This window comes from Glycomyces sp. NPDC048151 (assembly GCF_043202775.1).
Classification (GTDB): Bacteria; Actinomycetota; Actinomycetes; order Mycobacteriales; family Micromonosporaceae; genus Glycomyces.
Genome location: NZ_JBIDBB010000002.1, coordinates 275825 through 300732, shown reverse-complemented (window position 1 = coordinate 300732; position 24908 = coordinate 275825). Strand labels below are relative to the sequence as shown.

Annotated in this window: 24 protein-coding genes; 13 read left to right on the top strand and 11 right to left on the bottom strand. The window is 70.4% G+C overall.

What is annotated here, in order from left to right; genetic code table 11:
- Positions 1-9: 9 nt before the first annotated feature.
- A complete protein-coding gene (locus tag ACGGCP_RS04810; protein WP_392961111.1) occupies positions 10-1386 on the top strand; it encodes a glycine--tRNA ligase in 1377 nt (458 codons plus the stop codon).
- 14 nt (positions 1387-1400) lie between these two features.
- Here ACGGCP_RS04810 and ACGGCP_RS04805 read toward each other — a convergent pair whose 3' ends face one another.
- Positions 1401-2282, bottom strand: coding sequence for a hypothetical protein (locus tag ACGGCP_RS04805; protein ID WP_392961109.1), 882 nt, complete (start codon positions 2280-2282; stop codon positions 1401-1403).
- 66 nt (positions 2283-2348) lie between these two features.
- Here ACGGCP_RS04805 and ACGGCP_RS04800 point away from each other — a divergent pair, with 66 nt between their 5' ends.
- Positions 2349-3515, top strand: a complete 1167-nt coding sequence (locus ACGGCP_RS04800; RefSeq protein ID WP_392961106.1) for a hypothetical protein — start codon at positions 2349-2351, stop codon at positions 3513-3515.
- Positions 3516-3518: 3 nt separating this feature from the next.
- Here the strand turns inward: ACGGCP_RS04800 and ACGGCP_RS04795 are convergent, their stop codons facing one another.
- From ACGGCP_RS04795 to rpmB, 4 genes are all read right to left on the bottom strand, one after another.
- Positions 3519-3749, bottom strand: coding sequence for a hypothetical protein (locus ACGGCP_RS04795; protein WP_392961103.1), 231 nt, complete (start codon positions 3747-3749; stop codon positions 3519-3521).
- 195 nt (positions 3750-3944) lie between these two features.
- On the bottom strand, positions 3945-4250 hold the full coding sequence (gene rpsN, locus ACGGCP_RS04790; protein ID WP_392961101.1) for a 30S ribosomal protein S14: 306 nt from the start codon (positions 4248-4250) through the stop codon (positions 3945-3947).
- Positions 4250-4420 carry a 50S ribosomal protein L33 gene (gene rpmG, locus ACGGCP_RS04785; protein WP_392961098.1) on the bottom strand — a complete coding sequence of 57 codons (171 nt, stop codon included), beginning with the start codon at positions 4418-4420 and terminating at the stop codon, positions 4250-4252. The genes rpsN and rpmG overlap by 1 nt, the downstream gene beginning before the upstream one ends.
- Positions 4420-4656, bottom strand: a complete 237-nt coding sequence (gene rpmB, locus ACGGCP_RS04780) for a 50S ribosomal protein L28 (RefSeq protein WP_392961095.1) — start codon at positions 4654-4656, stop codon at positions 4420-4422. The genes rpmG and rpmB overlap by 1 nt, the downstream gene beginning before the upstream one ends.
- Positions 4657-4719: 63 nt before the next feature.
- Here rpmB and ACGGCP_RS04775 point away from each other — a divergent pair, with 63 nt between their 5' ends.
- Positions 4720-5976: a CobW family GTP-binding protein gene (locus ACGGCP_RS04775; RefSeq protein WP_392961093.1), complete on the top strand. Its 1257-nt coding sequence runs from the start codon at positions 4720-4722 to the stop codon at positions 5974-5976.
- Positions 5973-6230, top strand: coding sequence for a type B 50S ribosomal protein L31 (locus ACGGCP_RS04770; protein WP_392961090.1), 258 nt, complete (start codon positions 5973-5975; stop codon positions 6228-6230). The genes ACGGCP_RS04775 and ACGGCP_RS04770 overlap by 4 nt, the downstream gene beginning before the upstream one ends.
- Before the next feature lie 59 nt (positions 6231-6289).
- On the opposite strand, the gene dusB is transcribed toward ACGGCP_RS04770, so the two are convergent.
- The 3 genes from dusB to ACGGCP_RS04755 all read right to left on the bottom strand — a co-directional run bounded on the left by dusB (position 6290) and on the right by ACGGCP_RS04755 (position 11536).
- Positions 6290-7447: a tRNA dihydrouridine synthase DusB gene (gene dusB, locus ACGGCP_RS04765; protein WP_392961087.1), complete on the bottom strand. Its 1158-nt coding sequence runs from the start codon at positions 7445-7447 to the stop codon at positions 6290-6292.
- A 56-nt stretch (positions 7448-7503) separates the two neighbouring features.
- Complete coding sequence (locus ACGGCP_RS04760) at positions 7504-8778, bottom strand: hemolysin family protein (protein ID WP_392961084.1); 1275 nt, start codon at positions 8776-8778, stop codon at positions 7504-7506.
- 97 nt (positions 8779-8875) lie between these two features.
- The gene (locus ACGGCP_RS04755) at positions 8876-11536 is read right to left on the bottom strand and encodes a hypothetical protein (protein ID WP_392961081.1); all 2661 of its coding nucleotides are present in this window, start codon (positions 11534-11536) and stop codon (positions 8876-8878) included.
- Positions 11537-11943: 407 nt separating this feature from the next.
- On the opposite strand from ACGGCP_RS04755, the gene dnaG reads away from it, so the two are divergent.
- The 3 genes from dnaG to ACGGCP_RS04740 all read left to right on the top strand — a co-directional run bounded on the left by dnaG (position 11944) and on the right by ACGGCP_RS04740 (position 15827).
- Entirely contained in the window at positions 11944-13806 is a 1863-nt protein-coding gene (dnaG, locus tag ACGGCP_RS04750) for a DNA primase (protein WP_392961078.1), read from the top strand.
- A gap of 100 nt (positions 13807-13906) precedes the next feature.
- The gene (locus ACGGCP_RS04745; protein ID WP_392961076.1) at positions 13907-14803 is read left to right on the top strand and encodes a hypothetical protein; all 897 of its coding nucleotides are present in this window, start codon (positions 13907-13909) and stop codon (positions 14801-14803) included.
- A 190-nt stretch (positions 14804-14993) separates the two neighbouring features.
- Entirely contained in the window at positions 14994-15827 is an 834-nt protein-coding gene (locus ACGGCP_RS04740) for a hypothetical protein (protein ID WP_392961073.1), read from the top strand.
- 52 nt (positions 15828-15879) lie between these two features.
- Here the strand turns inward: ACGGCP_RS04740 and ACGGCP_RS04735 are convergent, their stop codons facing one another.
- Positions 15880-16929, bottom strand: a complete 1050-nt coding sequence (locus ACGGCP_RS04735) for a fatty acid desaturase family protein (RefSeq protein ID WP_392961070.1) — start codon at positions 16927-16929, stop codon at positions 15880-15882.
- A gap of 182 nt (positions 16930-17111) precedes the next feature.
- Here ACGGCP_RS04735 and ACGGCP_RS04730 point away from each other — a divergent pair, with 182 nt between their 5' ends.
- The 4 genes from ACGGCP_RS04730 (at position 17112) to ACGGCP_RS04715 (ending at position 20617) form a co-directional block, all read left to right on the top strand.
- Positions 17112-18065: an ABC transporter ATP-binding protein gene (locus ACGGCP_RS04730; protein WP_392961067.1), complete on the top strand. Its 954-nt coding sequence runs from the start codon at positions 17112-17114 to the stop codon at positions 18063-18065.
- Positions 18062-18868, top strand: a complete 807-nt coding sequence (locus tag ACGGCP_RS04725; RefSeq protein ID WP_392961064.1) for an ABC transporter permease — start codon at positions 18062-18064, stop codon at positions 18866-18868. The genes ACGGCP_RS04730 and ACGGCP_RS04725 overlap by 4 nt, the downstream gene beginning before the upstream one ends.
- Before the next feature lie 11 nt (positions 18869-18879).
- Positions 18880-19677, top strand: coding sequence for an ABC transporter permease (locus ACGGCP_RS04720; RefSeq protein ID WP_392961062.1), 798 nt, complete (start codon positions 18880-18882; stop codon positions 19675-19677).
- A gap of 91 nt (positions 19678-19768) precedes the next feature.
- Positions 19769-20617, top strand: a complete 849-nt coding sequence (locus ACGGCP_RS04715) for a ThuA domain-containing protein (RefSeq protein WP_392961059.1) — start codon at positions 19769-19771, stop codon at positions 20615-20617.
- A 184-nt stretch (positions 20618-20801) separates the two neighbouring features.
- On the opposite strand, the gene ACGGCP_RS04710 is transcribed toward ACGGCP_RS04715, so the two are convergent.
- Positions 20802-21419 (bottom strand): pyridoxamine 5'-phosphate oxidase family protein, encoded by a 618-nt coding sequence (locus ACGGCP_RS04710; protein WP_392961056.1) that lies wholly within the window; start codon positions 21417-21419, stop codon positions 20802-20804.
- A gap of 49 nt (positions 21420-21468) precedes the next feature.
- Between ACGGCP_RS04710 and ACGGCP_RS04705 the strand changes: the two genes are divergently transcribed.
- Entirely contained in the window at positions 21469-22779 is a 1311-nt protein-coding gene (locus tag ACGGCP_RS04705; RefSeq protein ID WP_392961054.1) for an aminotransferase class I/II-fold pyridoxal phosphate-dependent enzyme, read from the top strand.
- A 76-nt stretch (positions 22780-22855) separates the two neighbouring features.
- Positions 22856-24124: an MFS transporter gene (locus ACGGCP_RS04700; RefSeq protein ID WP_392961051.1), complete on the top strand. Its 1269-nt coding sequence runs from the start codon at positions 22856-22858 to the stop codon at positions 24122-24124.
- On the opposite strand, the gene ACGGCP_RS04695 is transcribed toward ACGGCP_RS04700, so the two are convergent.
- On the bottom strand, positions 24121-24888 hold the full coding sequence (locus tag ACGGCP_RS04695) for an SDR family NAD(P)-dependent oxidoreductase (RefSeq protein ID WP_392961049.1): 768 nt from the start codon (positions 24886-24888) through the stop codon (positions 24121-24123). The genes ACGGCP_RS04700 and ACGGCP_RS04695 overlap by 4 nt on opposite strands.
- Positions 24889-24908: the final 20 nt, after the last annotated feature.

The window sequence follows — 24908 nt, the reverse complement described above, 5'->3', positions numbered from 1 at the left end:
GAAATCATCGTGTCCCAAGACCGCACCGAAGCGCTCATCAGCCTGTCCAAACGCCGCGGCTTCGTCTTCCCCAGCTCGGAGATCTACGGCGGCACCCGCTCCGCTTGGGACTACGGCCCGCTCGGTGTGGAGCTGAAGGAGAACATCCGCCGCGAGTGGTGGAACGCGATGGTGCGCGAGCGCGACGACGTGGTCGGCCTCGACTCCGCGGTCGTCCTCAACCCGCAGGTGTGGGTCGCCTCCGGCCACCTCGAGGAGTTCACGGACCCGCTCACCGAGTGCCAGTCCTGCCACAAGCGCTACCGCGCCGACCACCTCATCGAGGCGTACCAGGAGAAGCACGACGGCCGCGAGCCCGAGAACGGCCTGGCCGACCTCACCTGTCCGCACTGCGGCGCGCGCGGCTCGTTCACCGAGCCCCGCATGTTCAACGGCATGATGAAGACCTTCCTCGGCGCCACCGAGGACACCGAGAACACGCACTACCTGCGCCCCGAGACCGCCCAGGGCATCTTCGTGAACTTCACGAACGTCATGACCGCGTCCCGCCGCAAGCCCCCGTTCGGCATCGCGCAGACCGGCAAGTCCTTCCGCAACGAGATCACGCCGGGCAACTTCATCTTCCGCACCCGCGAGTTCGAGCAGATGGAGATGGAGTTCTTCGTCGAGCCGGGCACGGACGAGGAATGGCACGAGTACTGGCTGCAGACCCGCTGGGACTGGTACGTCGACCTCGGCCTGAAGGAAGAGAACCTGCGGCGCTACGAGCACCCGAAGGACAAGCTCTCCCACTACTCGAAGCGCACCGTCGACATCGAGTACAAGTTCAACTTCGCGGGCAGCGAGTTCGGCGAGCTCGAGGGCATCGCCAACCGCACCGACTTCGACCTGTCGACCCACTCGAAGCACTCGGGCGCCGACCTGTCGTACTTCGACCAGGCCAAGGGCGAGCGCTGGACCCCGTACGTGATCGAGCCCGCCGCGGGCCTCACCCGCTCGGTCCTGGCGTTCCTCATCGAGGCGTACGACGTCGACGAGGCCCCGAACACCAAGGGCGGCGTCGACAAGCGCACCGTGCTCCGCTTCGACCCGCGCCTGGCCCCGGTCAAGGCCGCGGTGCTCCCGCTGAGCCGCAACGAGGACCTGTCGCCGAAGGCGAAGGACCTGGCCGCGACCCTGCGCAAGCGCTGGAACGTCGACTTCGACGACGCGGGCGCGATCGGCCGCCGCTACCGCCGCGCCGACGAGATCGGCACGCCCTACTGCATCACCGTGGACTTCGACACCCTCGAGGACCAGGCCGTGACGATCCGCGACCGCGACTCGATGAAGCAGGAGCGCGTCGCCATCGACCAGGTCGAGCGCTTCCTGCTCGAGCGCCTCTAGCCAGTCGCCTGCAGTCAGTACCTGCTGGGGCCGATCTCGATCCGATCGAGGTCGGCCCCTTCGGGTATCCACTCGGCGGTGACGTCGACGAACTGCCGCGACTCGCCCGCCGGGAGCGTCCGGAACCCGCCCGAGGCGAGGTCGGCGTCGGCCGGGACGCCGCCGAGCAGCGTCCCCTCGCCGTCGCGGAACAGCACCGCGATCTGCGAGTCCGTCTCGTCCACGGTCTCGGCCGTGAAGTGCAGCCGGTACCCGTCGGGGCTCACCAGCGGCTGGATCCCGGTGTACGTGAAGGTCGGCAGCGGGTCGATCTCGTACTGCAGGCCCGACTCCAGGTCGTCCCAGTACTCCGAGGGGTACAGCATCGACGGGTCGGTGGGGCGCAGCGTCAGGTCCGCGGGGTCCACGGCGTCGACGTTGCCCGTCATCACGTACCCGACCATGGCCGTCGCGAACGGCGGCAGCGAGCCGATGTACATGGTGTCCAGGTCGACCGGGTAGCCGCGCTCGGTCTCGGTCTGGATCGCCAGCGAACCGGGGATCAGCTCCCCGTCGTGCGGATTGCGGACCACGACCGCGACGATGATCGACTCGTCGCCGTCCCGGTCGACGACCTTGCTGAAGCCGGTCTCGACGATCTCGAGCTCGACCTCCTCCTCGACGAACGCGACGTCGTCGGTGTACTCCTCGGGCCGGCCCGAAGGCAGCTCCTCGACCGACGCGAGCCGCGCGTCCGCCGCGGAGCGGTGTTCGACCGCGACCACCAGCGCCACCGCCGAGACGACGAGCGCGATCACGAACGGCAGGCGCGGCAGCATGTCAGCCCGCATATGGGCGTGGATCACCAAGTCCCGCAGCGCGGATGCGGGGCGCTTGAGCCACCGGTTCGAGGGCATGGGGTTCCTAGCTGAGACCGCTACACTTTGCTTGACAACGGTAGCAGTCGAGCCACAGGAGCGAGGGTGTCCGAATCCGCCTCCCCGCAGCGGTGGGGCGAGGAGCACATGATCGACCTGGGCGCTGTGGGCGACACCGTTCCCGCAGCTCCCGACCCCGCCCCCTCGCCGACCCGCCGTTTCCTCCGCATCCCCAACGCCGCCTTGGCATATACGGCCATCGCCATCGCGCTGGCCGCCGCCGCCATCATGGTCGTGAAGTGGTCCCCGCTGCACCGGCCCCTCGCCGAGGCGACGGTCGCGGGCTTCCTCGAAGCGGTCCGCGACGGCGACGTGGAGGCCGCGCTCGCCTTCACCGACCAGAAGGGCATGGAAGGCCCCTTCCTGGTGCCCGACGCCCTCGACTCCCGCTGGCAGATCACCGAAGTCGCCCAGGTGGCCTACGAGGACTCCGGCCATGGCAAGGCCAGCGCCCAGGTCTACGTGGAGATCGAGGGGACCGGGGGCGGGCGCATCGGCCACCGCTACCACGTCGTCGTCGACCGCGGGGACGCGACGATCATCGGCGCGCTGGCCGAGTCGGAGGTCTGGGGCGCCCTGGAGTTCCTCGACCTGAACGGCGTCGAGGTCCCCATCGACCTGCAGGCGGAGCCGGTCTACGTCATGCTCCTGCCCGGGTATTACGAGTTCTACCCCGACCTGCCGTCCACGATGGCGTTCGAAGACGGCAGCGGCAGGTCGATGCTCGTGCTCGGGAACAAGTACTACTCGCCGGAGTCGGGCCTCGTGGACGAGTGGATGCCCTCGCCGTGGCTCGTGGTCTCCCAGGAGGGCGAGGACGCCGTGAACGCGGCCCTGCGGGAGCACTACGACGGCTGCGTCGCCGCTCCCGAGGGGCCGGGCTGCCCGTTCCGCTTCCCCGCCGACCCCGACCGCGAACTGGCGCTCGCGCCGGGCGAGCAGTGGCGGGTCGTGGCCTACCCCGAAGTGCGCGCCGAACGCCTCTGGTACGAGCACGGCACGGGCTTCGCCCTGGAGTCGTCGCTGCCGGGTGAGGCGCGCGCGCTGGTCGAGATCACCGAGGACGGTCAAACGCGCACCGCGGAGGTCAGCTGCGCCGTCTGGGTGGGCGGGCTTTACGCGGCGTTCGACGTGGACGCCGGGTTCTCGATCGACCCGGGTTTCGGCGAGTACGAGGAGAACTGCCAGGCCGTGGTCGAGTTCGAGGAGTAGGCGCTATTCGCCGTGGATGACGCAGCCGCAGTCGATCCAGGCGTGTTCGACCTGGTCGGCGGTGTGCGTGATGGAGTAGTTCGCCCGGCTCTCCGACGCCCAGAGGGCGGCGGGGCTGGCGGGGACGTCGGCGGTCGTCGCGGCGAGCGGGCCGGTCTCGCGCTGCAGTGCTGTCTGTGGTGCTGCAGACTGCGCGGGCGACGTTGCCGGGGCGGTCTCCAATTGCTGGGCCATCGCTGTCATACTCCTTCGTTCACCGAGTCAAACGCAGGAGGAGCTCACATGGTTCCGGGCTTGAGAGCAGTCTCACAGCGCACTCGCAACGCCCACCATAGCGCCCTCTTGCGACGGTCGTATAACGCTTTCATTCCATGGAGTCGCAAGAGGGTGCTCACCAGCTGAGTCATTTGCCCGGTGTGTGGTGAATTACTACCAGGACGCTTTACGCAAGCCGGGCAATTCGCCGCGGTGCGCCATCGCCCTGAGTCGGACACGCGACAGTCCGAACCTGCGGTTGAACCCGCGCGGGCGCCCGTCGACGACGTCCCGGTTCCGCAGCCGCGTCGCCGATGAGTCCCTCGGCAGCTTCTGGAGCTTCACCACGGCCGCCGCCCGGGCCTCCGGGTCGGTCCCCGGATGGGCGACGAGCCGCTTGAGCTCAGCCCGCTGCTCGCGGTAGCGCTCGACGAGCACCTCGCGCTTGCGCTGCTTGGCGATCATGCTCTTCTTCGCCACTACCGGTCCTCTCTGAATTCCACGTGCCTGCGCACGACGGGGTCGTACTTCTTGAGGACCAGGCGGTCCGGGTCGTTGCGACGGTTCTTGCGGGTCACGTACGTGTAGCCGGTCCCCGCCGTCGACCGCAGCTTGACCACCGGCCGGATGTCGGTGCTCCTGCTCGCCATCAGATCTTCCTCCCTTCCGCTCGCAGCCGCGCCACGACGGACTCGATGCCGTCGCGGTCGATCACCTTGATGCCCTTGGCCGACACCCGCAGCCGCACATGCCGGCCCTCGCTGGGCAGGTAGTACCGCTTGTGCTGCAGGTTCACGTTCCATTTGCGCCGGGTCTTCTTCTTGGACCACGGCACGTTGTTGCCGAAGCCGGGCCCGGCCCCGGTCACCTCGCATGTTCTGGACACGGTCGTCCTCCTCTCGTGAGAGCCAGTATAATGACAATCGTTTTCAAATAGATCGGAGGCCTCATGAGCCAGCTCGCCCAACCCGGATCGGACGTGTCACCAGCCGACTTGCGGCCCGCCCTGACACTCCTGACCGGCTTCGCCCCCAAGGCGACCCGCGAGGCCGCCGAACTCCTCACGCGCGCCGACAAGAGCCTCCTCACCGTCACCTACGACCTCGCCGAACTCCTCGACACCGGCACCGTCCGCCGCATCGTCCGAGACGGCCGGGGCCTCATCGAAGACGAACGCGTGACCCTCGAGCACGGCTGCATCAACTGCACCATCCGCGAAGACCTCCTCCCGGCCCTCGTGCGCCTCGCCCGCGCCCGGCCCGCCAGCGACCTCGCCCTCGTCCTCCCGCCCTCCATGGAGCCCGAGGCCGTCACCACCGCCTGCTGCTGGTCCCACGTCGACGGCGCGCCCGTCACCGACGCCCTCCGCATCGACTCCGTCGTCGCCGTCTGCGACCCCGCCACCCTCCTCGACACCCTCGACTCCGACCGCGACCTCGCCGACCACCGCCTCCAGGCCGCCGACGACGACACCCGGTCCGTCTCCGAGGTCGCCGCCCGCCAGATCGAGTTCGCAGACACCGTGCTCCTGTGGGCCCCCGACTCCGAGTTCGACTACGAGCACACGCGCCTGTCCGTGCTCCTCCAGCGCCTCAACCCCTGGGCCCGCCACCTCGTGCTCGACATCCTCGAACCGGTCTGGCTGTCGACTCGCATCCGCCGCAGCGGCCGCTTCGACCCCGACGCGCCCGAACCGTACGGCCGCGGCATCGAGGGCTACACCGTCGGATGCCATGAGCCCGAACCGGACTGCGGCGTCGTCGCCACCCTCTACCGGGCCCGCCGGCCCCTCCACCCCGAGCGCTTCCACCAGGCCCTCCCCACCCTCGCCGGGCGGACCCTGCGCGGCCGCGGCCACCTGTGGCTCGCCGGGCAGCCCGACCACATCGTGGCCTGGGAGTCCAGCGGCGGCGGCGTCTCGATGGGCGACATGGGGCGCTGGCTCGCGGCCACGCCCGACGAGGAGTGGGACGAGTCGAGCCCCGAGCGGCGCGTCAACGCCGACCTGCACTGGGACGCCGAGTTCGGGGACCGGGAGGTGCAGCTGGCGTTCGTCGGCCTGCACTTCGCGGCCGACGAGCTCGCGGGCGTCCTCGACGCCTGCCTGCTGACCGACGCGGAGCTCGCCGAAGGCTTCGCCGCGTGGCGGGAATACCCCGACCCCTTCGGCGGTTGTTTCGAGAGCAAGGAGAGGAATCAGGAATGAAGCAAGGTATTCACCCGAAGTACGACTACGTGGTCTTCCGCGACCGCGCGGCAGACTTTTCCTTCCTCACCCGGTCAACGGTCAGCTCGGCCGAGACCGTCGAGTGGGAGGACGGCAAGACCTATCCGGTGATCGACGTCCAGATCTCCTCGGCTTCGCACCCGTTCTGGACGGGCAAGAGCCGCGTCCTCGACGACGAAGGCCGGGTCGCCAAGTTCTACAAGAAGTACGGCAAGACAGCCCCCTCCGAGTAGGGGACGCAGACGAAAGGGGAGGCCTCCCGGCACCGGAGGCCTCCCCTTTTCTCATGCCTTTAACCGCCTGAGGAGTCGATCTCGGCGCCTTCGGGCACCGTGAGGTCGTCCCGGTCGTCCAGCCAGCCGTCGGGCAGCGTGACCTTGCCGGGGCTGTTGGTGCGGCCGCGCGGCTTGCCGATGGTCGACTCCGGGAACGGCGCGTCCGCCTCGAGCTTGCCGAGCAGGTCTTCGAGCTCGTTCAGGTGCGAGACCATCGAGAGCGCCCGGCGCATGTCGCCGCCGACCGGGAAGCCCTTGAGGTACCAGGCGACGTGCTTGCGGAACTCGCGGCAGCCGTGCTCTTCGGCGTCGATGTTGCGCCGCGCCTCGTACGATTCGGCGCCCGCGATCCACTCGACCAGCAGTTCCGCGTGACGGTACATGACCTTCGCGACCTCGCCGAGGCTCGGCATGATGCGGCTGACCTTGCCGTTGAACGCGGCTTCGAGGTCGCCGAAGAGCCACGGCCTGCCCAGGCACCCGCGCCCGACGACGACGCCGTCGCAGCCGGTCTGCTCGACCATGCGCAGCGCGTCGTAGGCCTCCCAGATGTCGCCGTTGCCGAGCACCGGCAGGTCCAGGTGCTCCTTCAGGGTCGCGATGGCGTCCCAGTCGGCGGTGCCCGAGTACCGCTCGGCGGCGGTGCGCCCGTGCAGCGCGACCCACGCGACGCCCGCGTCTTGGGCGATCTTCCCCGCTTCGAGGTACGTGAGATGGTCGTCGTCGATGCCCTTGCGCATCTTCACGGTGACGGGGATGCTCCCGGCCGCGTCGACGGCCGCCGTGACGATCTCGCGGAACAGCCGCCGCTTCCACGGCAGCGCCGAGCCGCCGCCGCGGCGCGTGACCTTGGGGACCGGGCAGCCGAAGTTGAGGTCGATGTGGTCGGCCAGGTTCTCGTCGGCGACCATCTGCACGGCCTTGCGCATCCCGGCCGGGTCGACGCCGTACAGCTGCAGGCTGCGGGTCGTCTCCTCCGGGTCGAACTCGATCAGTCGCATCGTCTTCGGGTTGCGCTCGGTGAGCGCCACCGTCGTGATCATCTCGCACACGTAGATGCCCGCGCCCTGCTCGCGGCAGAGCTTGCGGAACGGCAGGTTCGTGATCCCGGCCATGGGTGCCAGCACCACCGGCGGGTCGACCGGGGCGCCTGCGAGCGAGAGCTGCTTTGTCACCGGTCCATTATTCCAGCGGACTCGCGGCCCGGCCCTCCCCGGTGACGCGCTCCACCTCAGTCCTCGGCCGCCAGGCGGCGGATGCGCACCGTGGTGATCGCGTGCTGCTCGACCTCGGCGACCTCGAACTCCCAGCCCGAGAGGCGCACCTTGTCGCCCGGGGCCTCCGGGAGCCGCCCGAGGCGGGCCAGGAGCAGGCCCGCGACCGTGGTGAAGCTCCCGTCGGGCCTGCCGACCAGCTCGATGTCGAGGTCTTCGAGGTCGTGGATCGGGAACGTTCCCGGCACGGTCATCACCCCGTCGGGGCGGTGCTGTACGGCCAGCACGTCGCGGTCGGTCTCGTCGTAGATCTCGCCCACGAACTCCTCGAGGAGGTCCTCAAGCGTGACGATGCCGTCGATCCCGCCGTGCTCGTCCACGACGACCGCGAACTGCTCGTGGTCGGCCTTGAAGCGCCGCAGGGCGTCCGAGACGCGCAGGGACTCGGGGAAGACCACGGCCGGGCGCATCGCGTCGGTCAGGCCCACGGTGTCGTCGAGGAGGTCGCGCAGGTGGACCACCCCGAGCACGTCGTCCAGGCCGTTCTCGCCGGTGACCGGGGCCCGCGAGTGGCCCGAGGCCGCGAGCGCCGCCCGCGCCTCCGCCGTGTCCATATCTGACGGAAGAAGGAACACGGCGCGCCGTGGCACCAGCACCTCGCGCAGCCGCCGCGCGTGGATCTCCAACGCGCCCACGATGATCTCGCGCTGCTCGGGGTTGAGCGCCCGCTGCCCCGAGACGAGCTCGCGCAGCTCCGAAGGGCTCATCTGCTCGCCGTCGGTCTCGGTGCCGCCGCCGAAGACCCGCACGACCAGGTTCGTCGACTTGCTCAGCGCCCACACGGCCGGGCGCGCGACCGTGGACAGGAAGTCGAGCGGCTTGGCCGCCATGAGCGCCCAGCCCAGCGAGTACTGCATCGCGAGGCGCTTGGGCGCGAGCTCGCCGAACACGAGCGTGAAGAACGTGAGGACCACGGTGACCAGGCCGACCGCGACCGCGTCGGCCGCGCCGCCGAGGAAACTCAGCATCGGCACGATCGGCTCGGCCAGCGACACGGCCGCCGTCGCCGAGGCCAGGAACCCGGCGAGGGTGATGCCGATCTGGATCGTCGCGAGGAACCGGTTCGGGTCGCGGGCCAGGCGCACGAGCGTGCGCGCGCCCTTGCCCGACTGGCGCTCCAGCGTGCGCAGCTGGCCTTCGCGCAGCGACACCAGCGCCATCTCGCTGCCCGCGAAGAGCGCGTTCAGCAGCACCAGCACGCCCACGAGCGCGAGGTTCCATCCGTAATCCATGACCTGCCTTTTCTCTGAGTTCCGGGTCCGCACAAGGTACCCGATATGACGAGGGCCGCCCGGCGGTGCGCCGGGCGGCCCTCGATCGAGCGGTCTTCTATTCGAGGTCGACCGTGACCGAGGCGGCCCAGGGGCTGCCCGCGACCTCGTAGGCCCCGGCGTAGGAGAACCCGTCGCCGCCGACGGAAGCGCCGCCGGGGATCGAGGCCTGGCCGTCGAGGTAGGAGTGGAGCTTCTGCCCGGTGTAGTCCGCGACGAGGACGACCGCGGCGGTGCCTGCGTAGTCCTCGACGCCGAGCGCGGGCGTCTCGGACGCGCACAGCGGGTCGGCCATGCGCGAGTCGGCGAGCGACTTCTGGACCTCGCCGCCCGAGACCCAGCTGACGGTGGCCGTGCCGCGGCTGGTGGCGATGAACGAGCCGCTCTGGGCGCCCACGACCAGGCAGGTCGGGTTAGCGCCGACCTCGGTCGCGGCCGTCTCCTTGAGCGAGCCGTCGAGTTCGCGGACGGTGCCGTCGGCGGTCGCGACGGCCGAGGAGCCCTCGGTCGCGGCCACGTCGGCGACGCCGCCGTCGAAGCCGGTCGCCTCGCCCGCGTTCGCGTCGAACGTGAACTCAGCGCCGTCGTAGTGCTTCGCGGCGAGGCCCTGGAGCGTCGAGGTCAGGTCGACCGAGGCCACCTGGCTGGCGCTCAGGTCGCCGACGATCGCGTACCCGGTGGTCGCGACCTGGTCGCGTCCGGCGCCGCCTTCGACGGTGGCGCGCTCGGCCGAGACCGAGCCGTTCGAGTCAGACCACGCGTCGACCGAGGTCGGCGCGCTGAACGGCAGGACGACGGTGCCGACGATCTCGGCGGCCCCGAAGTGGCCCGGGTTCGGCAGGCCGGGGTAGGACTGCGACCAGCTTGACTGGTACGAGCCCTTCTTGTCGCCCAAGGCGATCACGACGAGCGAGCCGGTCTGCGACTCAGGGGTCCAGGTGGTGACGAGCGCGAGCTCGTTGCCGTCGGTGAGCGCGACGTCCGTGGGGACCTGCCCGTCCGGGAGCTGGAGGCACGTGCCGCCCTGCGCGCCGCTGATGCCAGCGGTGGCGATGACGCCGGAGGAGAACGCGATCACGGAGTGGGCGTTGACCTCGGCGCTCTGCTCGGGCCGCGCGAGGGCCACGGGCTCGCCGAGTTCGGCGCCGAGCGCGTTCACGCAGTCGGCGGTCGGGCCCTCCTGCAGTTCGAGTTCGGGGCGGCCCTGGTCGGTGAAGCGCCCGCCCGCGCGGGGCGTGAGGCCCAGCGCCTCGTCGGTCGACTCGAGGACGGTGACGTGGTCGATCCCGCTGAGCCCGGACTCGTCGGTGACGTACCCGAGCTGGCCCTGGATGCTGCGGTCGGCCTGGTCGAAGAGCGGTTCGGCGGCGAGCGCGTCCCCGCTGGCGGCCGCGAGCTCCTCGGCGCCGTTCTGCCCGGCCTCGCCGTAGCGCCAGGAGAACCATTCGGCGGTGCCCGCGGCGGCGGCGAGTTCGGTGTAGCGCTCGGGGGTGAGGGCGTCGTCGGCGCCGGTGTCCTCGCTGGCGTTGCCGCCTTCTTCGCCCGGTTCGCTGGGCTCCTCGGGGGGAGCCGCGCCGAGCATGAGGACGATGCCGATGATGAGGCCGAGGGTGATGAGCCCGCCGATGCCGTAGATGGCGTAGCGGACGCCGCGGTGCGTCGGCGGCGCGACGCGGGCGGTGCTCGGGGCCGGTTCCGGCGCGGCCGCCGGGGCCTCGGGCTCGGGTTCGGCGGTGCGCTGCGCGGGGACGGCCTCGGCCGCCTGCTGCTCGGCGTAGGGATCGGGCTGGGCGGGGCTGCCGTACGCGGACTGCGGGGCGGCCGGGTACGCGTCCTGCTGGGCGTACGGGTCGGGCTGCGGCGCGGCGAACGGGTCCGGCTGGGCCGCGTACGGGTCCGCTTGCGGCTGCTGGGGTTCGGCGAACCCGCCGAACGCGTCGGCGCCGGAGCCGTACGGGGCGGCCTGCTCGCCGCCCTGCTGCGGCACGACCGGGTAGGCCCCGGACTGCTGCGCCTGGTACTCCTCGCGGGCCTGCTGGGCCTCGGCCTGCAGGCGCTCGGCCTGGTACGGGTCGCCCTGGTAGAGGTCCTGGCCGCCGTCGGCGCGGTACTGGTTGTGGCCGTAGACGTCCTGCTCGTACGGGTCGGAGCGCAGCTCGGGGAATTCGAGGCCGCCCTGCTCGGCGGCGGGCTGGCGCGGCGCGTCGTAGGTCGGCGGGTCGTACCCGGGGGCCTGCGGCGCGTTGCCGAACGCCTGCTCGGCGGGTGCCTCGGGGGCGGGGGCCGCAGCGGGAGGCGGGGCCTCGCCGGTCCAGGCGGCGCCGCCGGTCAGGCCCCAGCCGGTCTGGGACTGCTGGTGCATCCAGTCCTGGCTCGATTTCGGCGGCCAGTCCGGAGCCTCGCCCCATTCGCCTTGCGGCGCAGGCGGTTCCTGTGGCGCGGCCGGTTCCGCGGCGTGCTGCTGCTGCGGGGCCCGCCCGTACTGGGCGTCGCCGTACGGCGCGTTCCCGTACTGGGGGTCCTGCGGGCCCGGCTGCTGCGGCACCGACGGGGTCGCGTCGTCGAACGCGCCCCATTCGCTGCGGCGGGCCTCCGGGTCGAGCTCGTCGTACCCCCCGGCCTGCTGCTGCGGCGGCTCGCCGTGGCTCTGCGGCGGGCGCATGAAGCGGTCGGCCGCCGAAGGCTCGCTGTCGGGGGTTTTGGAAGGCAGGTGGCCCACTCCGCGCGCGGTGATTCGGGGCGGATTGGTGGGTGTGGCCGCCGGTTCACTGGTGGGAGGCCAGGAGGGCGGCTGCTCGGGCGATGGGTCCGGCATGATAGGCGACTCTAGCGGATCGGACCGCGCTCGCGTGAGGCGTGGTCGGGAAAGTTGCTAACCGGAACCATGGTACAGCGGGCCGTCGCACCGGTCCTGATCTGCGCCAACGGTTTCCGTGAGCGCGGCTCGCGACGTGACTTCCGCGACCCGTCCATGGTGGCCGATCACTCACCTGCGGCTGCGCTACGAGGTCAACGCGTTACGCGGAGTCGGCCCGCCCTGACTTCCGGCCTCACACCGGGCGGCGTCCGCGAGCGGAGTGTCGGGGGGACCGGGCAGAATGGGAGAGCAGCGAAAAGAGGTGAACAGTGGCGGGGCGGATCCGGGACGCCGATATCCAGTTGGTGCGCGAGCGCGTGGACATCGCCGATGTCATCGGCGAGCGCGTCACCCTGCGCAACGCCGGTGGCGGCAATCTCAAGGGCCTGTGCCCGTTCCACGACGAGCGCTCCCCGAGCTTCAACGTCACGCCCGCGCGCGGCGTCTACCACTGCTTCGGCTGCGGCGTCGGCGGCGACGCCATCACCTTCCTCACCGAGCTCGACGGCCTCACCTTCGTCGAGGCGGTCGAGCGCCTCGCGGCGAAGGCCGGGCTCAAGCTCACGTACGAGGACGTCGACGGCCGCGTCCAGCGCGGCCCCTCCGGCGCGCCCGGCCTGAAGCAGCGCCTCCTCGACGCCCACGCCGCTGCCGCCGAGTTCTACACCGCCAAGCTGCTCTCGCCCGAGGCCCTCACGGCCCGGCAGTTCCTCACCGCGCGCGGCTTCGACCGCGAGGCCGCGGCCACCTTCGGCTGCGGGTACGCCCCCGACTCGTGGGACGCCCTCGCGAAGCACTTGCGCGCCAAGGGCTTCACCGCCGAGGAGCTGAACACGGCCGGGCTCGCCAAGCCCTCGCGCACCGGCAACCTCATCGACCGCTTCCGCCGCCGCCTCGTGTGGCCCATCCGCGACTCGTCCGGCGCGGTCATCGGCTTCGGCGCGCGCAAGCTCTTCGACGACGACCAGGGCCCCAAGTACCTCAACACCCCCGAGACCCCGCTCTACAAGAAGTCCCAGGTCCTCTACGGGATCGACCTGGCCCGCAAGGAGATCGCCAGGACCGGCCGGGTCGTCATCGTCGAGGGCTACACGGACGTCATGGCCTGCCACCTCGCGGGCGTCCCGATGGCCGTCGCCACCTGCGGCACCGCGTTCGGGCCCGAGCACATCCGCATCCTGCGGCGCTTCCTGTTCGACTCCGAGTCCGCAGACGGGCGCATCATCTTCACGTTCGACGGCGACGAGGCGGGCCAGCGGGCCGCGCTGAAGGCCTTCGACGAGGAGCAGCGGTTCGTCTCCCAGACCTACATCGCCGTCACGCCCGGCGGGCAGGACCCGTGCGAGCTGCGCCAGAGCGCCGGGGACGCGGCCGTGCGGGAGCTCATCGAGCGGCACACGCCGCTCGTCCAGTTCGCGCTGGAACGCGCGATCGCCAAGCACGACCTCGACACCGCCGAGGGCCGCCTGCACGCCACGCGCGCCATCGCGCCGCTCCTGGCCCGGGTCAAGGACCGCGGCCTGGTCGAGGAGTACATCGGGGTCTACGCCGGGCGGCTCGGCAAGGAGAAGGCCGAGCTGCGCCGCGCGGTGCAGGGCGCGGCCTCCGGCCAGCAGCCCGAGGCCCCGGCCGGGCCCAAGCGCGAGCCGCGCGCCGACTCGACCCAGCTGCGCGCCCAGCGCGAGGTCTTGAAGGTCGCCCTCCAACAGCCGCAGGTCGCCGGGCCCTACTTCGACGCGGTCGACGCCACGCCGTACACCGACCCGAACTACCGCGCGGTCCGCGAGGCCGTCGCGGCCGCGGGCGGCGCGGCCCGGGCCGCCGCGGGCCCGAACTGGATCGCCGCCGTTCAGAGCGCCTGCACCGAGATCGCCGCCGGGGCCCTGGTGAGCGAGCTCGCCGTCGAGGAACTGCGCCTCGCGGGCGAGCCGGACGGCCTCTACGTCCGCACGATCCTCGCCCGCATCCAGCGGCCCGTCGTCGAAGCCGAGGTCGCCGACCTCAAGCGCCGCCTCCAGCGCATCAACCCCAGCACCGACAAAGACGAGTACATGAAGCTCTTCGGCCAGCTCATGGGCCTCGAACAGCACATCCGCTCCCTCCGCGACCAGGCCGCCAACGCCTTCGAATAGCGAAGCCGGTCTATCCGACACCGCCTGGGCTGCAAGGCATGTGGCGACACGCACATCGAAGATCCGAGGACTCGCACTTTCTGTCACTTAGCTTCATGCCATGCCGAAACCACCTCATGAGGTGTTCCATCACCTGTTCCGTGACGACCCAGACCTGGCCCGCCGAGGCCTCAAGCGATGCTTGGGCGAGGATTTTCCGGTGTTCCGCAGTGTCAGCGTCATCAACTCCGACGTCTCCGAGATCAAGGCGATCAATCGCGAGGTCGACACCGCGCTGAAGATCGAGACCGACCAAGGCCCGGAGATCCTGATCATCGAGCCGCAGTCGAAGCCGCCCACGCAAGCGAAGAAGCGGGCCTGGCACTGGTACCTCTCCTATCTCGAGGCGTACTACGACTGCCCTGCGGCGCTGGTCATCCTCACCGCGTCGAAGGCTACGGCGGTGAACTGCCGGAAGCCGATGACGCTCGGACCCGATCGGAGGCCTTCGGCCACCGTGCATCCGCTGGTGATCGGCCCGGACAACACACCGCTCATCACCGATCCGGCCGCCGCGGTCGAGGACGTGATGTATGCGGTCCTGTCCGCGCTCGCCAACCGGTACGACCCTGAGATCAGCACGGCACTCGACGCACTCGCCGAAGCGCTCGAAAAGACCGACGGCGAGTCCTCCAAGTTCTTCGCCCAGTATGTCGAGGCTGGTCTCGGCAAGGGTGGCGCCCACGATCACTGGAAAGGCATAATCATGAGCATGACCTACCAATTCTCCTCCGATCTTCAGAAAGAGCTGGAGGCACGAGGCCTGGAGAAGGGCCTTGCGGAAGGACGCGCGGAAGGCCGCGCGGAGTCGCTGTTGCGGATCCTCATCGGTCGCAAGGTGGCGCTCTCGACGGAACAGGTCGAGCAGATCGAGTCCTGCACCGATGTGCGGCAGCTCGAAATCTGGATCGATCGGGCCATCACCGCCGAAACCGCAGCGGACGTCTTCGACGCCTAGAAGGGCTGAACGAAGCCGTATCGGCTCTGTGAGCGGCCGCCTGCCATGTGGCAGGCGGCTTTCTCCTGACCGAATGGGTCGCGCCGCGCGGGAGCCTCTGATCCGCAGGCTGGAACCGGACGGTATCTGAGACAGGTTCGCGTCTGCGTGCTGTGATGCAGGTAACAGTTGCGCTGTCCTTGGGGGTGTCATGTCCCAACCGCCTGCCTCGCCGCCGCCCGTCCCGCCGCTCGCGTCGTACTACGAGCCGTCGCCGCCCGAGGGCAGACCCAAGACGATCTCGATCCTCGCCCTGGTCTTCGGCGGGGTCGCGGTGCTGTTCGCCCTGATACCGATCGCCGGGATCCTTCTCGGCGGGCTGTTCGGCGTCGCCGCGATCGTCCTCGGCATCATCGGGATCTTCAAGTCGCACCGCCTGTTCGCGATCATCGGCATCGCGCTGGCGGTCGTGGGGCTGATCGTCGCCACCGTCGTTACTGTCGCGGTGGGCCGGTCGGTCGAGGAGATCGTGGAGGACTGGCCGACGGACTACGAGACCGGCGAGGACGACACCGACGGGCCCGGCTACGGCGACGTGCCGAAGGAGGACCAGGTCGTCGACGGCACCGACCCGGCCGCGCCGCTCCCGGCGGGCAGCGAGATCTCCACCGGGAACTGGCTCGTGGTCATCAGCGACGTGGTGCCGGACGCGACCGCGGAGGTCATGGCCGCCGACGAGTTCAACATCGCCCCGCCCGCGGGGCACCAGTTCATGATGTTCAAGGTCGACGCGACCTACCAGGGCGAGACGTCGAGCACCGCCTGGGCGGACCTGCTGTTCGGCGTCTTCGTCGTCGACTCGGTGTACACGGAGGCCTGCGGGTTCATCCCCGACCACCTCTCGTACGCACCGGAGGTGTTCCCGGGCGGGACGGCGACGGGGAACTTCTGCATCACCGTGCCGACCGCCGGCGTCGAGACCGCCGCGATCGGTGTCGAGGACTACTGGGGCTCGGGCGAGCGCTTCTTCGTCGCGGCGGCGTAGGCAGGGAAACGGCCGCCCGCATCGCGCGGGCGGCCGTTCTACGTTGTCGCTGTTACGCCTTCGCGGCGTTGCGGAGGGGTTCGCCGTGGGCGTGGAGTTCGCCGAGGGCTTCCTTCCAGGACTGGATGAGCCCGGTCGCGTGGTAGGGGATGCCCTTCTCGTTGCAGAACTGCTCGACGATCGGCTGCGCCTTGGCGAGGTTCGCGGAGGGCATAGCCGGGAAGAGGTGGTGCTCGATCTGGTAGTTCAGGCCGCCGAGGGCGAAGTTGGTGAACCAGCCGCCCTTGACGTTCCGCGAGGTCAGCACCTGCTTGCGGAGGAAGTCCAGCTCGGTCTCGCCGACGAAGGTCGGCATGCCCTTGTGGTTCGGCGCGAAGACCGAGCCCATGTACAGGCCCCAGACGGCCTTGTGCACCAGGAGGAACACGATCGCCTTGCCGGGGGAGAGGACGATGAACAGGGCGGCGAGGTAGGCGGCCCAGTGGACGGCGAGGAACAGGGCCTCGAGGCCGCGGTTCTTCAGGCCCGGCTTGAGGACCGACTTGATGCCCGACCAGTTGAGGTTGAGGCCCTCGAGGGTGAGGATCGGGAAGAACAGCTGCGCCTGGTACTTGCCGAACCAGGTGGCGATGCCCTGCGCGAAGCCCGCCTGGCGCTTCGACCAGACGAACAGGCCCGGCGCGACGTCGGGGTCCAGCTCCTCGTGGTTGGGGTTGGCGTGGTGGCGGTTGTGCTTGTCGTTCCACCAGCCGTAGCCCATGCCGTTGGCGAGGTTGCCGGTGAACCAGCCGAGGCGCTCGGAGGTGGCGCGGCTGCGGATGACCTGGCGGTGCGCGAGGTCGTGGCCGAGGAACGCGACCTGGGTGCTGACGAGGGCCATGAACACGGCCGTGAACATCTGCAGCCAGGTGTCGCCGATGAGGGCGAAGGCCGTCCATCCGCCGATGAAGACGGCAGCGGTGAGCGCGAAGCGGATGACGTAGTACGCGGGGCGGCGGGCCATCAGCCCGGCCTCGTTGATCCGCTTGCCGAGCTCGGCGAAGTCGCTGCCGGTGCGCGGCCGCACTGCGGCGGGGGCTACCTCATCGGCGATGAGCGTCATGGATGCGTCCGATCGGTCGGGAATGTTCGACCTCGTAAGTCTTCCGGTCAAGCGGTTTTTTGTCGCTACCGCTGACCCGTCAATGGGGGTAGGGCAAGCACTACCTTTACCGGCCGGTATTTATGAAGGAATCGCTTCGAAAACCGTTGGACTCTGTCGGTGCCCGGGCTTAGGGTTGCCCCATGCCACATGACGATGAGATCCTGGTGCGCGCCGAGGACCTGCGCAAAAGCTACGGCGAGCACGAGGCGGTGCGCGGCGTCGACTTCGAGATCCGCCGCGGCGAGGCCTTCGGCTTCCTCGGCGCGAACGGCGCGGGAAAGTCCACCACGATGCGGATGATCGGCTGCGTCTCCCAGCCCACCGGCGGCGAACTCCAGGTCTTCGGCCGCGACCCCCACACCAGCGGCGCCGAGATCCGCGCCCGCCTCGGCGTCGTCCCCCAGGACAACACCCTCGACGGCATGCTCACCGTCTTCGAGAACCTCGTCGTCTACGCCGGGTACTTCGGCATCAAGAAGAAGGCCGCCAAGGTCAAGGCCGCCGAACTCCTCGAGTTCGTGCAGCTCTCCTCCCGCGCCAAGGACCAGGTCAGCGAACTCTCCGGCGGCATGCAGCGCCGCCTGGCCATCGCCCGCTCGCTCATCAACGAACCCGAGCTCGTCATCCTCGACGAACCCACCACCGGCCTCGACCCCCAGGCCCGCCACCTCGTCTGGGAACGCCTCTTCCAGCTCAAGCACCGCGGCGTCTCCATCCTCCTCACCACCCACTACATGGACGAGGCCGAGCAGCTCTGCGACCGCCTCGTCGTCATGGACGAAGGCCGCATCATCGCCTCCGGCTCCCCCCGCGAGCTCATCGACACCCACGTCACCAAAGAGGTCGTCGAACTGCGCTTCGGCACCGCCCACACCAGCGAGCTCGCCGAACTCGCCTTGACGCTCAACGGGATCGGCGCCCAGATCGAGGCCCTGCCCGACAAGATCCTCGTCTACACCGACGACGCCGACGACACGAACGCCGCCCTCGAGGCCCGCGACATCCGCCCCACCTCCGTGCTGGCCCGCCGCGCCACCCTCGAAGACGTCTTCCTGCGCCTCACCGGCCGCGCCCTCGTGGAGGACGAAGCGTGACCGCGCTGACCCTCGACCGCTCCGCGCCCACCCCGGCCCAGGCCGCCTGGCGCGCCTTCAACCTCCAACTGGCCCTGTACAAGCACGTCTGGCACGGCACCGTCTTCACCTCCGTGCTCCTGCCGATCCTCTACATGGTCTCGATCGGCATCGGCGTCGGCGCCTACATCGACCCCGCCTCCCTCGGCGGACTCGAATACGCCGAGTTCATCGCCCCCGGCCTCGTCTGCTCCGTCGCCGTCATGATGCTCGGCAACGACATGGTCTTCCCCGTCTTCGGCGGCTACGCCGACTGGGGCGGCCACTACCTCGCCCAGCGCGCCACCCCGCTGCGCCCCGTCGACATGCTCAACGGCCACCTCATCTACGCGGCCGTCTTCCGGCCCTTCACCAACTGCACCCTCGTCGCGGTGGTCCTCGCGTTCTTCGGCGCCTACACCTCCTGGTGGGCGGCCTTCGCCGTCATCGCCGCCGCGCTCGTCTCGGCCTCCCTCGCGCCCTGGCTCCACTTCTGGTCCTCCAGCCTGAAGAACGACGCGAACCTCAACATGATCTTCCGGTTCGCCGTCATGCCGATCTCCCTGTTCTCCGGCGTCTTCTTCCCCGCCGGCGAGATGCCCGGGTTCCTGCAGCCGCTCGTGTGGCTCTCGCCCCTGTGGCACGGCACCGAGCTCGCCCGCGCCGCGACCGCCGGCACCGCCCCCGCACTGCCGCCGGTCCTCCACATCGCCTACCTCGCGCTCCTGGCCGCGACCGGGTGGCTCGCCGCCCGGTACCGCATCCAGCGCCGCCTGAACTTCTAGGAGCCCAAGCCATGTCGGTCATCGCCTACGGCGCCGCACGCGCCTCCCTGAAGTCCTCCGGCGCCCTGCTCAACCGCAACTGGGTCGCCATGCGCCGCGCCTGGATCCTCATCATCTCCGGTGCCGTCGAATCCCTGCTCTTCCTGTTCGCCTTCGGCTTCGGGGTCGGCGCCCTCGTCGGCGACATCACGCTCCCCGACGGCACCACCGTCTCCTACACCGCCTACGTCGCCCCCGCGATCCTCGCCAACGCCGCCATGATGGGCGTCCTCGCCGAGACCTCCATCAACGTCTTCGCCAAGTTCAAGTGGATGAAGGTCTACGACGGCATCCTCGCGACCCCCTTGCGGCCCTGGGACGTCGCCCTCGGCGAGGTCTGGTGGGCCCTCATCCGCGGCGGCACCTACATCGGCGCGTTCGTCGTCGTCATGGGCCTCTTCGGCCTCCTCGACTCCTGGTGGTCCCTCCTGGCCGTGCCCGCGTGCGTGTTCATCGCGCTCGCCTTCGCCGGGATCGGCCTCACCCTCGCCACGCTCTTCCGCGACTGGGTCGACTTCGACTGGATGAACGCCGTCGTCTTCGCCATGTTCCTGTTCGGCGGCACCTTCACCCCCGTCGAGGCCTACCCGGCGTTCGCCCAGCCCATCGTCTACGTCATGCCGCTCTACCACGGCATCGAGCTCGTCCGCGGGCTCAGCCTCGGCCAGGTCGGCCCGATGATGCTCGTGCACGTCGCCTACCTCATGGCGCTGTGCGTGACGGGCATGTGGATCGCGCAGAAACGGCTGGCGAAGGCCTTGTACAAATAGAAGGCAGGTCAAGCAGCGAGGCCGCGCCGCCCGCCCAGCGGGCAGCGCGGCCGACCTCGTTCTGCGGGCGCGGAAACGCTAGTCTGGCTTCGTGAGAACCCTCCTGCGACTGTGCATGGTCGTCGCGTTGGCCTGCGCGCCCGCCTTCGCCCCCTCGGCCGCCTCCGCCGCCGGAGGGCCGCGCGTCCTGGCCGTCACCACCGGGAACGAGGCGCAGGACGTCGCCGACTACGCCCTGGAGCGCCTGCAGATGGAGGCGCGCCGCTGGAACTTCACGCTGATCGAGGGCACCGCCGAGGACGTGAAGCAGCTCGGCGAGTACGACGTGATCATGTTCCTCAACACCGGCGGCGACTTCCTCGACGACGACCAGCAGGACGCGGTCGAGACGTTCGTCGAGCAGGGCGGCGGCCTCATCACCACCAACACCGCGATCGAGGCCGAGCCGGACTGGGCCTGGTACCACGAGACGCTCGGCGCCACCGCGCTCCCGCGCGCCGAGGCCGCGACCGAGGAGCCCGTCGAGTTCAACTCCGGCTCGCAGATCACCGAGGGCCTCGACGACGAACTGAAGCTCACCGAGCGCTGGTACTACTTCGAACCCGCTCCCGCGCAGCCCGGTTCGACGGTCCTGGCGACCCTGACGGCGGGCGGCGGCGCGGTCTCCTGGGTGAACGAGAGCCTGCCGGTCTTCTACGCCTCGCCCGGCGGCGAGGGCAAGACCTGGGGCGACCGGGACTTCCTGCAGCTGATCCGCCAGGCGATCTGGTGGGGTGCGGGCAACGACGCGGCGATGGTGCAGAACTCGGACGACGCCGCGCCGTCCTGGCCGTACACGCTGACGTTCGTCCTCTTCGTGGTCGCCGTCGCGGGCGGCGGCTCGATCGCCGTGTGGCGCCTGGACAAGGCCGAGACCGAGAAGGAGACGGCCGAAGCGTAGGAACGCCGAAGGGGCGGGCCGTCTCGAACTTCGGCCCACCCCTTTGAAAAAGCGATCCGCGCGGTGCACCTCCTGCGCCTGAGACGGCGCCGGACGGGCCCGAAGGGAAGTTCCCACGACCCACGCTCTGGACGGTCATGTCGTCGAGAGGCCGAGCCCGGTCCGGCACCGCGCGGATCGCAGTCTAAAGCCGCCCTGTGACAAGTGTTTGCACGGGGGCCACGCCGTTGTCGAACGGCAGGTCCTCGTCCTCGGGCTCCTCGACCGGCGGGCCTGAGCGCTGCTTGATCGAGACCTCCTCGAGCGGGATCGCCAGGAGCGCCGACATCGCGTTCTCCTTCTCGCTGGCCTCCCGCGAGCGCTCCGCCCGCCCCTCGGACATCCGGTTGATCAGGGCCTTGAACACCGACCAGCGCTCGTCCGGGTCCGATACGAGCCGCGCGTTCGCGTGCACCACGACCGACCGGTAGTTCATCGAGTGGTGGAACCAGCTCTTGGAGTAGACGAGCCCGTCGACGATCGTCGCGGTGGCGCTGACCGCGAACGCCTCGCGCCCGCCCAGGCCCATGCTCGAACCGGTCGAACCGTGGACGAACAGCGTGTCCCCAACGCGCACATGGAACGTCGGCAGGACCCGCGGCGCGCCGTCCGGGCCGACGAAGGCGAGGTCGACGAAGAGGGCCTCGTCGAGCACCTGGTACGCGGCCTCGCGCTCGTAGGTGACCCGCTCGCGCGAGCGCTTGGGGGTGGTGCGCTCGGTCTGTGCGAACTGGCCGCTGTGGGGGCATTCGAGGGCGGTCATCGGGGGTGACTCCTATCGCCGATATTTGTACTGATACAATGCTTGAGTTATGTCGGTACAGTATCAGATCACCGGTTCGGCGGCAACAGAGATCGCCGCCAGCGTCGAGTCCGGCGTGCGCTCCGGGCAGCTCGCGCCCGGCCGCACCCTGCCTCCCGTCCGCAAGCTCGCCGCCGACCTCGGCGTCGCCCCGGGCACCGTCGCCTCCGCGTACCGGCGCCTGCGCGAGCGCGGCGTCGTCGAGACCGGCGGCCGCGCGGGCACCTTCATCCGCCAGCGCTCGGCCTTCACCCCCACCGGAACCCTCACGGTCCCTTCGGGAGTGCTCGACCTCGTCTCCGGCGAGCCCGACGCGGACCTCCTGCCCGACCTCACCGTCCTCAAGGACCGGGTCGACATCGTGCACGGCAACTACCGCGACGGCGGGCCGTGCCCCGACCTGCTCGACCTCGCGCGCGACCGCTTCGCCGCCGACGGCGTGCACGGAGAGCTCACCGTCACCTCCGGCGCCCTGGACGCCTTCGAGCGCGGCCTCGCGGCCCGGCTCGAGCCCGGCGACACGGTGGCCGTCGAGGAGCCCACCTGGTCGAACGGCCGAGACCTGCTGCTCTCGGGCGGATACCAGGTCTCGCCCGTCGCGATCGACGGCGAAGGCCCGCTGCCCGACGAGCTCGAAGCGGTCCTCGCCACCGGAGCGAAGGCGTTCATCCTCACCTCGCGCGGCCAGAACCCCACGGGCGCAGCGGTTTCAGCGGAACGCGCCGCCGCGCTCCGGAAGGTGGTCGCCCGCCACCCGCACGTGTTCGTCATCGAGGACGACCACTGGGCCGAGCTCTCGCAGGTCCCGCTGCACTTCGTCGCGGACGCCGCCGACCGCTGGATGTTCGTGCGCTCCGCCTCGAAGCCCTACGGCCCAGACCTGCGCACCGCGCTCGTCGCCGCCGACCCCGACACGAAGGCCCGCGTCCAGGGCCGCATGGCGATCGGCCACGGCTGGGTCTCGTGCATCCTGCAGCACTTCGTGATCGCCGCCTGGACGGACGACGCGGTCGAGGAGCGCGTCGCCGCCGCGGGCCGCGTCTACGCCGAACGCCAAGGCGCCCTTCGGGACGCGCTCGCCGCCCGCGGCATCGAGGTGTGGGGCCGCTCGGGCCTCAACGTGTGGGTCCCGGTCGCCGACGAGACGGCCGCGGTCGTATCGCTCCGCGACGCCGGGTTCGCCGTCGCGCCCGGCCGCGCGTACTCCTTCCACGGCCAGCAGGCCATCCGCGTGAGCACCGCCAAGCTCGACCCGGGACTCGCCGAGGCGGTGGCCGAGGCCGTCGCCCTGGCCTCGGGTCCGGCGGCGCCGCCGATCTGACCGTCCGCCGGGCCCCACCCGGCGGACGACCGGCCCGTTCCCCCGACCGGGCCGACAACTCCAGAAAGGACCACCCGTGACCGCCACCCTCCCTGACACAACGCCGATCCAGAAGCGCGTCCTGCGCACCCTCTTCATGACCCAGATCCTCGGCGGCCTCGCCGTCGGGATCGGCATCGCCGTGGGCGCCCTCCTCGTCGAGGAGATGACCGGCTCGGCCACGTTCACCGGCCTCGCCCAGAGCCTCTTCGTGGGCGGCTCGGCGCTCGTCGTCGTCCCGGCCGTGCGCATCACCGAGCGCTTCGGCCGCCGGGGCGGCCTCGCCTTCGGCTACGGGTGCGCGGTGCTCGGCACCGTCGTCGTCGTCACCGCGATCAACCTCGAGAACGCCGTCGTCGCGGTCATCGGCTACTTCCTGCTCGGCGCGGCCTCCTTCGCCGGGCTCCAGTCCCGTTACGCCGCAGCGGACCTCGCCCCGCCCGCCCGGCGCGGCTCGCACCTCTCGCTCATCGTCTGGGCCACCACGATCGGCTCCGTGGCGGGGCCGTCGCTCGCCGGCCTCGCCGAGCGGGTCTGGACCGGCTGGTTCGGCGGCCCCGCCTACATCGGCTCGATGGTCGCCATCGGCGTGCTCTGCGTGCTCACGGCCGCCGTCATCCTGGTGTTCCTGCGCCCCGACCCGCTGCTGACCGCCCGCGAGATCAGCGGCGAGACGGACGCGCCGAAGCGCTCGATCGCCGACGGCTTCCGCACGGCGAAGGCCAACCCGGCGGTGCGGACCGGCGTCATCGCCGCCGCCTTGGGCCACTTCGTGATGGTCGGCGTCATGGCGATGACGGCCGTGCACATCAAGCACGGCATGGACGACCCCGAGCAGGCGCTCAGCGTCGTCGGCGTCATCCTCGGCCTGCACATCGGCGGCATGTACGCGTTCGCGCCCGTCATCGGCCGCCTCGTCGACAAGTACGGGACGCGCCCGATCCTGGTGGCGGGCACGGCGGTCCTCGTCGCCGCGTGCGTCGTCTCCGGGTCCTCTCCCGCCGACGACCACGTGCGGCTCTCTGTCGGCCTCGTCCTGCTCGGCATCGGCTGGTCGGCGATGACCGTCGGCTCGGCCGCGCTCGTCACGGGCGCGATCACCCCGGCCGAGCGCCCGTCCACGCAGGGCTTCTCCGACCTCGTGATGGGCCTGGCCGCCATGGCCGCCGGGCTCGCGTCCGGCCCGATCGTCGAGTACGCCAGCTACGGCATCCTGTGCGTGTGCTGCGCCGTCGTCGCGCTCCTGGTCTTCCCCTTCCTCATGGGGAAGCTCACCGGTCCGACGCCGGTCGAGGAAGCCGCCTAATAGCCGTACGCGCTGGGGGCGTTCTGCCCGCCGTCGACCGGGATCACCGCGCCGTTGATCGCCTTCGCCTTGTCCGACAGGAGGAAGGCGATCACCTCGGCCACGTCGTGCGGGTCGAGCAGCTCCCGGTTCGGGAACTCCTCCAGGAACGCCTCGTAGCGGCCGGGATCGGCCACGCGCAGCCGGTCCCAGTTGCGGTCGGGGATGAGCATCGAGCCGGGCGCGACGGCGTTGACGCGCACGCCGCTGGGCCCGAGCTCGCGGCCGAGCACCGTGGCGGCGTGGTTGAGCGCGGCCTTCGTCGAGCCGTACGCGAGCCCGGGGGAGGGCTTGGTGCCGGAGATCGAGGAGACCAGGACCGCCGAGCCGCCCGTGCGCCGCAGCTGCGACAGCGCGGCCTTCAACGCGGTCATCGCGCTGGTCACGTTGACGCTCAGCGAGTACTCCCAGTCGTCGGGCTCGGTGTCGACGAGGCTCCGGCCCCGCGAGCCGCCGACGTTCGCGACCAGGCCCTTGAGGTCGCCGAGCCGCCGCTGGGCCTCGTGCACGAACTCGACCATCAGCTCGGTGTCGTTGACGTCGAGCGCCCTGGTGGCGACCGGGACGTCGTACTCGGCGCGCAGCTTCTCGGCGAACTCGTTCAGGGGGGCGGCGTTGCGGGCGCAGAGCGCGAGCGGGACGCCGTCGGCGGCGAGCACCGAGGCCGTGGCCATACCCAGACCGTGGCTGGCGCCGGTGATGAGGACAGGGCTGTTCAGTTGCATGGTGACCATAATGGCGTGCC

Bases quoted from the DNA above. Each gene is read 5' to 3' on its own strand.
- ACGGCP_RS04805 (WP_392961109.1), bottom strand. From the start codon at position 2,282: ATGCCCTCGAACCGGTGGCTCAAGCGCCCCGCATCCGCGCTGCGGGAC.
- ACGGCP_RS04795 (WP_392961103.1), bottom strand. From the start codon at position 3,749: ATGGCCCAGCAATTGGAGACCGCCCCGGCAACGTCGCCCGCGCAGTCT.
- rpmG (WP_392961098.1), bottom strand. From the start codon at position 4,420: ATGGCGAGCAGGAGCACCGACATCCGGCCGGTGGTCAAGCTGCGGTCG.
- ACGGCP_RS04775 (WP_392961093.1), top strand. From the start codon at position 4,720: ATGAGCCAGCTCGCCCAACCCGGATCGGACGTGTCACCAGCCGACTTG.
- ACGGCP_RS04770 (WP_392961090.1), top strand. From the start codon at position 5,973: ATGAAGCAAGGTATTCACCCGAAGTACGACTACGTGGTCTTCCGCGAC.
- ACGGCP_RS04760 (WP_392961084.1), bottom strand. From the start codon at position 8,778: ATGGATTACGGATGGAACCTCGCGCTCGTGGGCGTGCTGGTGCTGCTG.
- ACGGCP_RS04745 (WP_392961076.1), top strand. From the start codon at position 13,907: ATGCCGAAACCACCTCATGAGGTGTTCCATCACCTGTTCCGTGACGAC.
- ACGGCP_RS04740 (WP_392961073.1), top strand. From the start codon at position 14,994: ATGTCCCAACCGCCTGCCTCGCCGCCGCCCGTCCCGCCGCTCGCGTCG.
- ACGGCP_RS04735 (WP_392961070.1), bottom strand. From the start codon at position 16,929: ATGACGCTCATCGCCGATGAGGTAGCCCCCGCCGCAGTGCGGCCGCGC.
- ACGGCP_RS04730 (WP_392961067.1), top strand. From the start codon at position 17,112: ATGCCACATGACGATGAGATCCTGGTGCGCGCCGAGGACCTGCGCAAA.
- ACGGCP_RS04720 (WP_392961062.1), top strand. From the start codon at position 18,880: ATGTCGGTCATCGCCTACGGCGCCGCACGCGCCTCCCTGAAGTCCTCC.
- ACGGCP_RS04710 (WP_392961056.1), bottom strand. From the start codon at position 21,419: ATGACCGCCCTCGAATGCCCCCACAGCGGCCAGTTCGCACAGACCGAG.
- ACGGCP_RS04705 (WP_392961054.1), top strand. From the start codon at position 21,469: ATGTCGGTACAGTATCAGATCACCGGTTCGGCGGCAACAGAGATCGCC.
- ACGGCP_RS04695 (WP_392961049.1), bottom strand. From the start codon at position 24,888: ATGCAACTGAACAGCCCTGTCCTCATCACCGGCGCCAGCCACGGTCTG.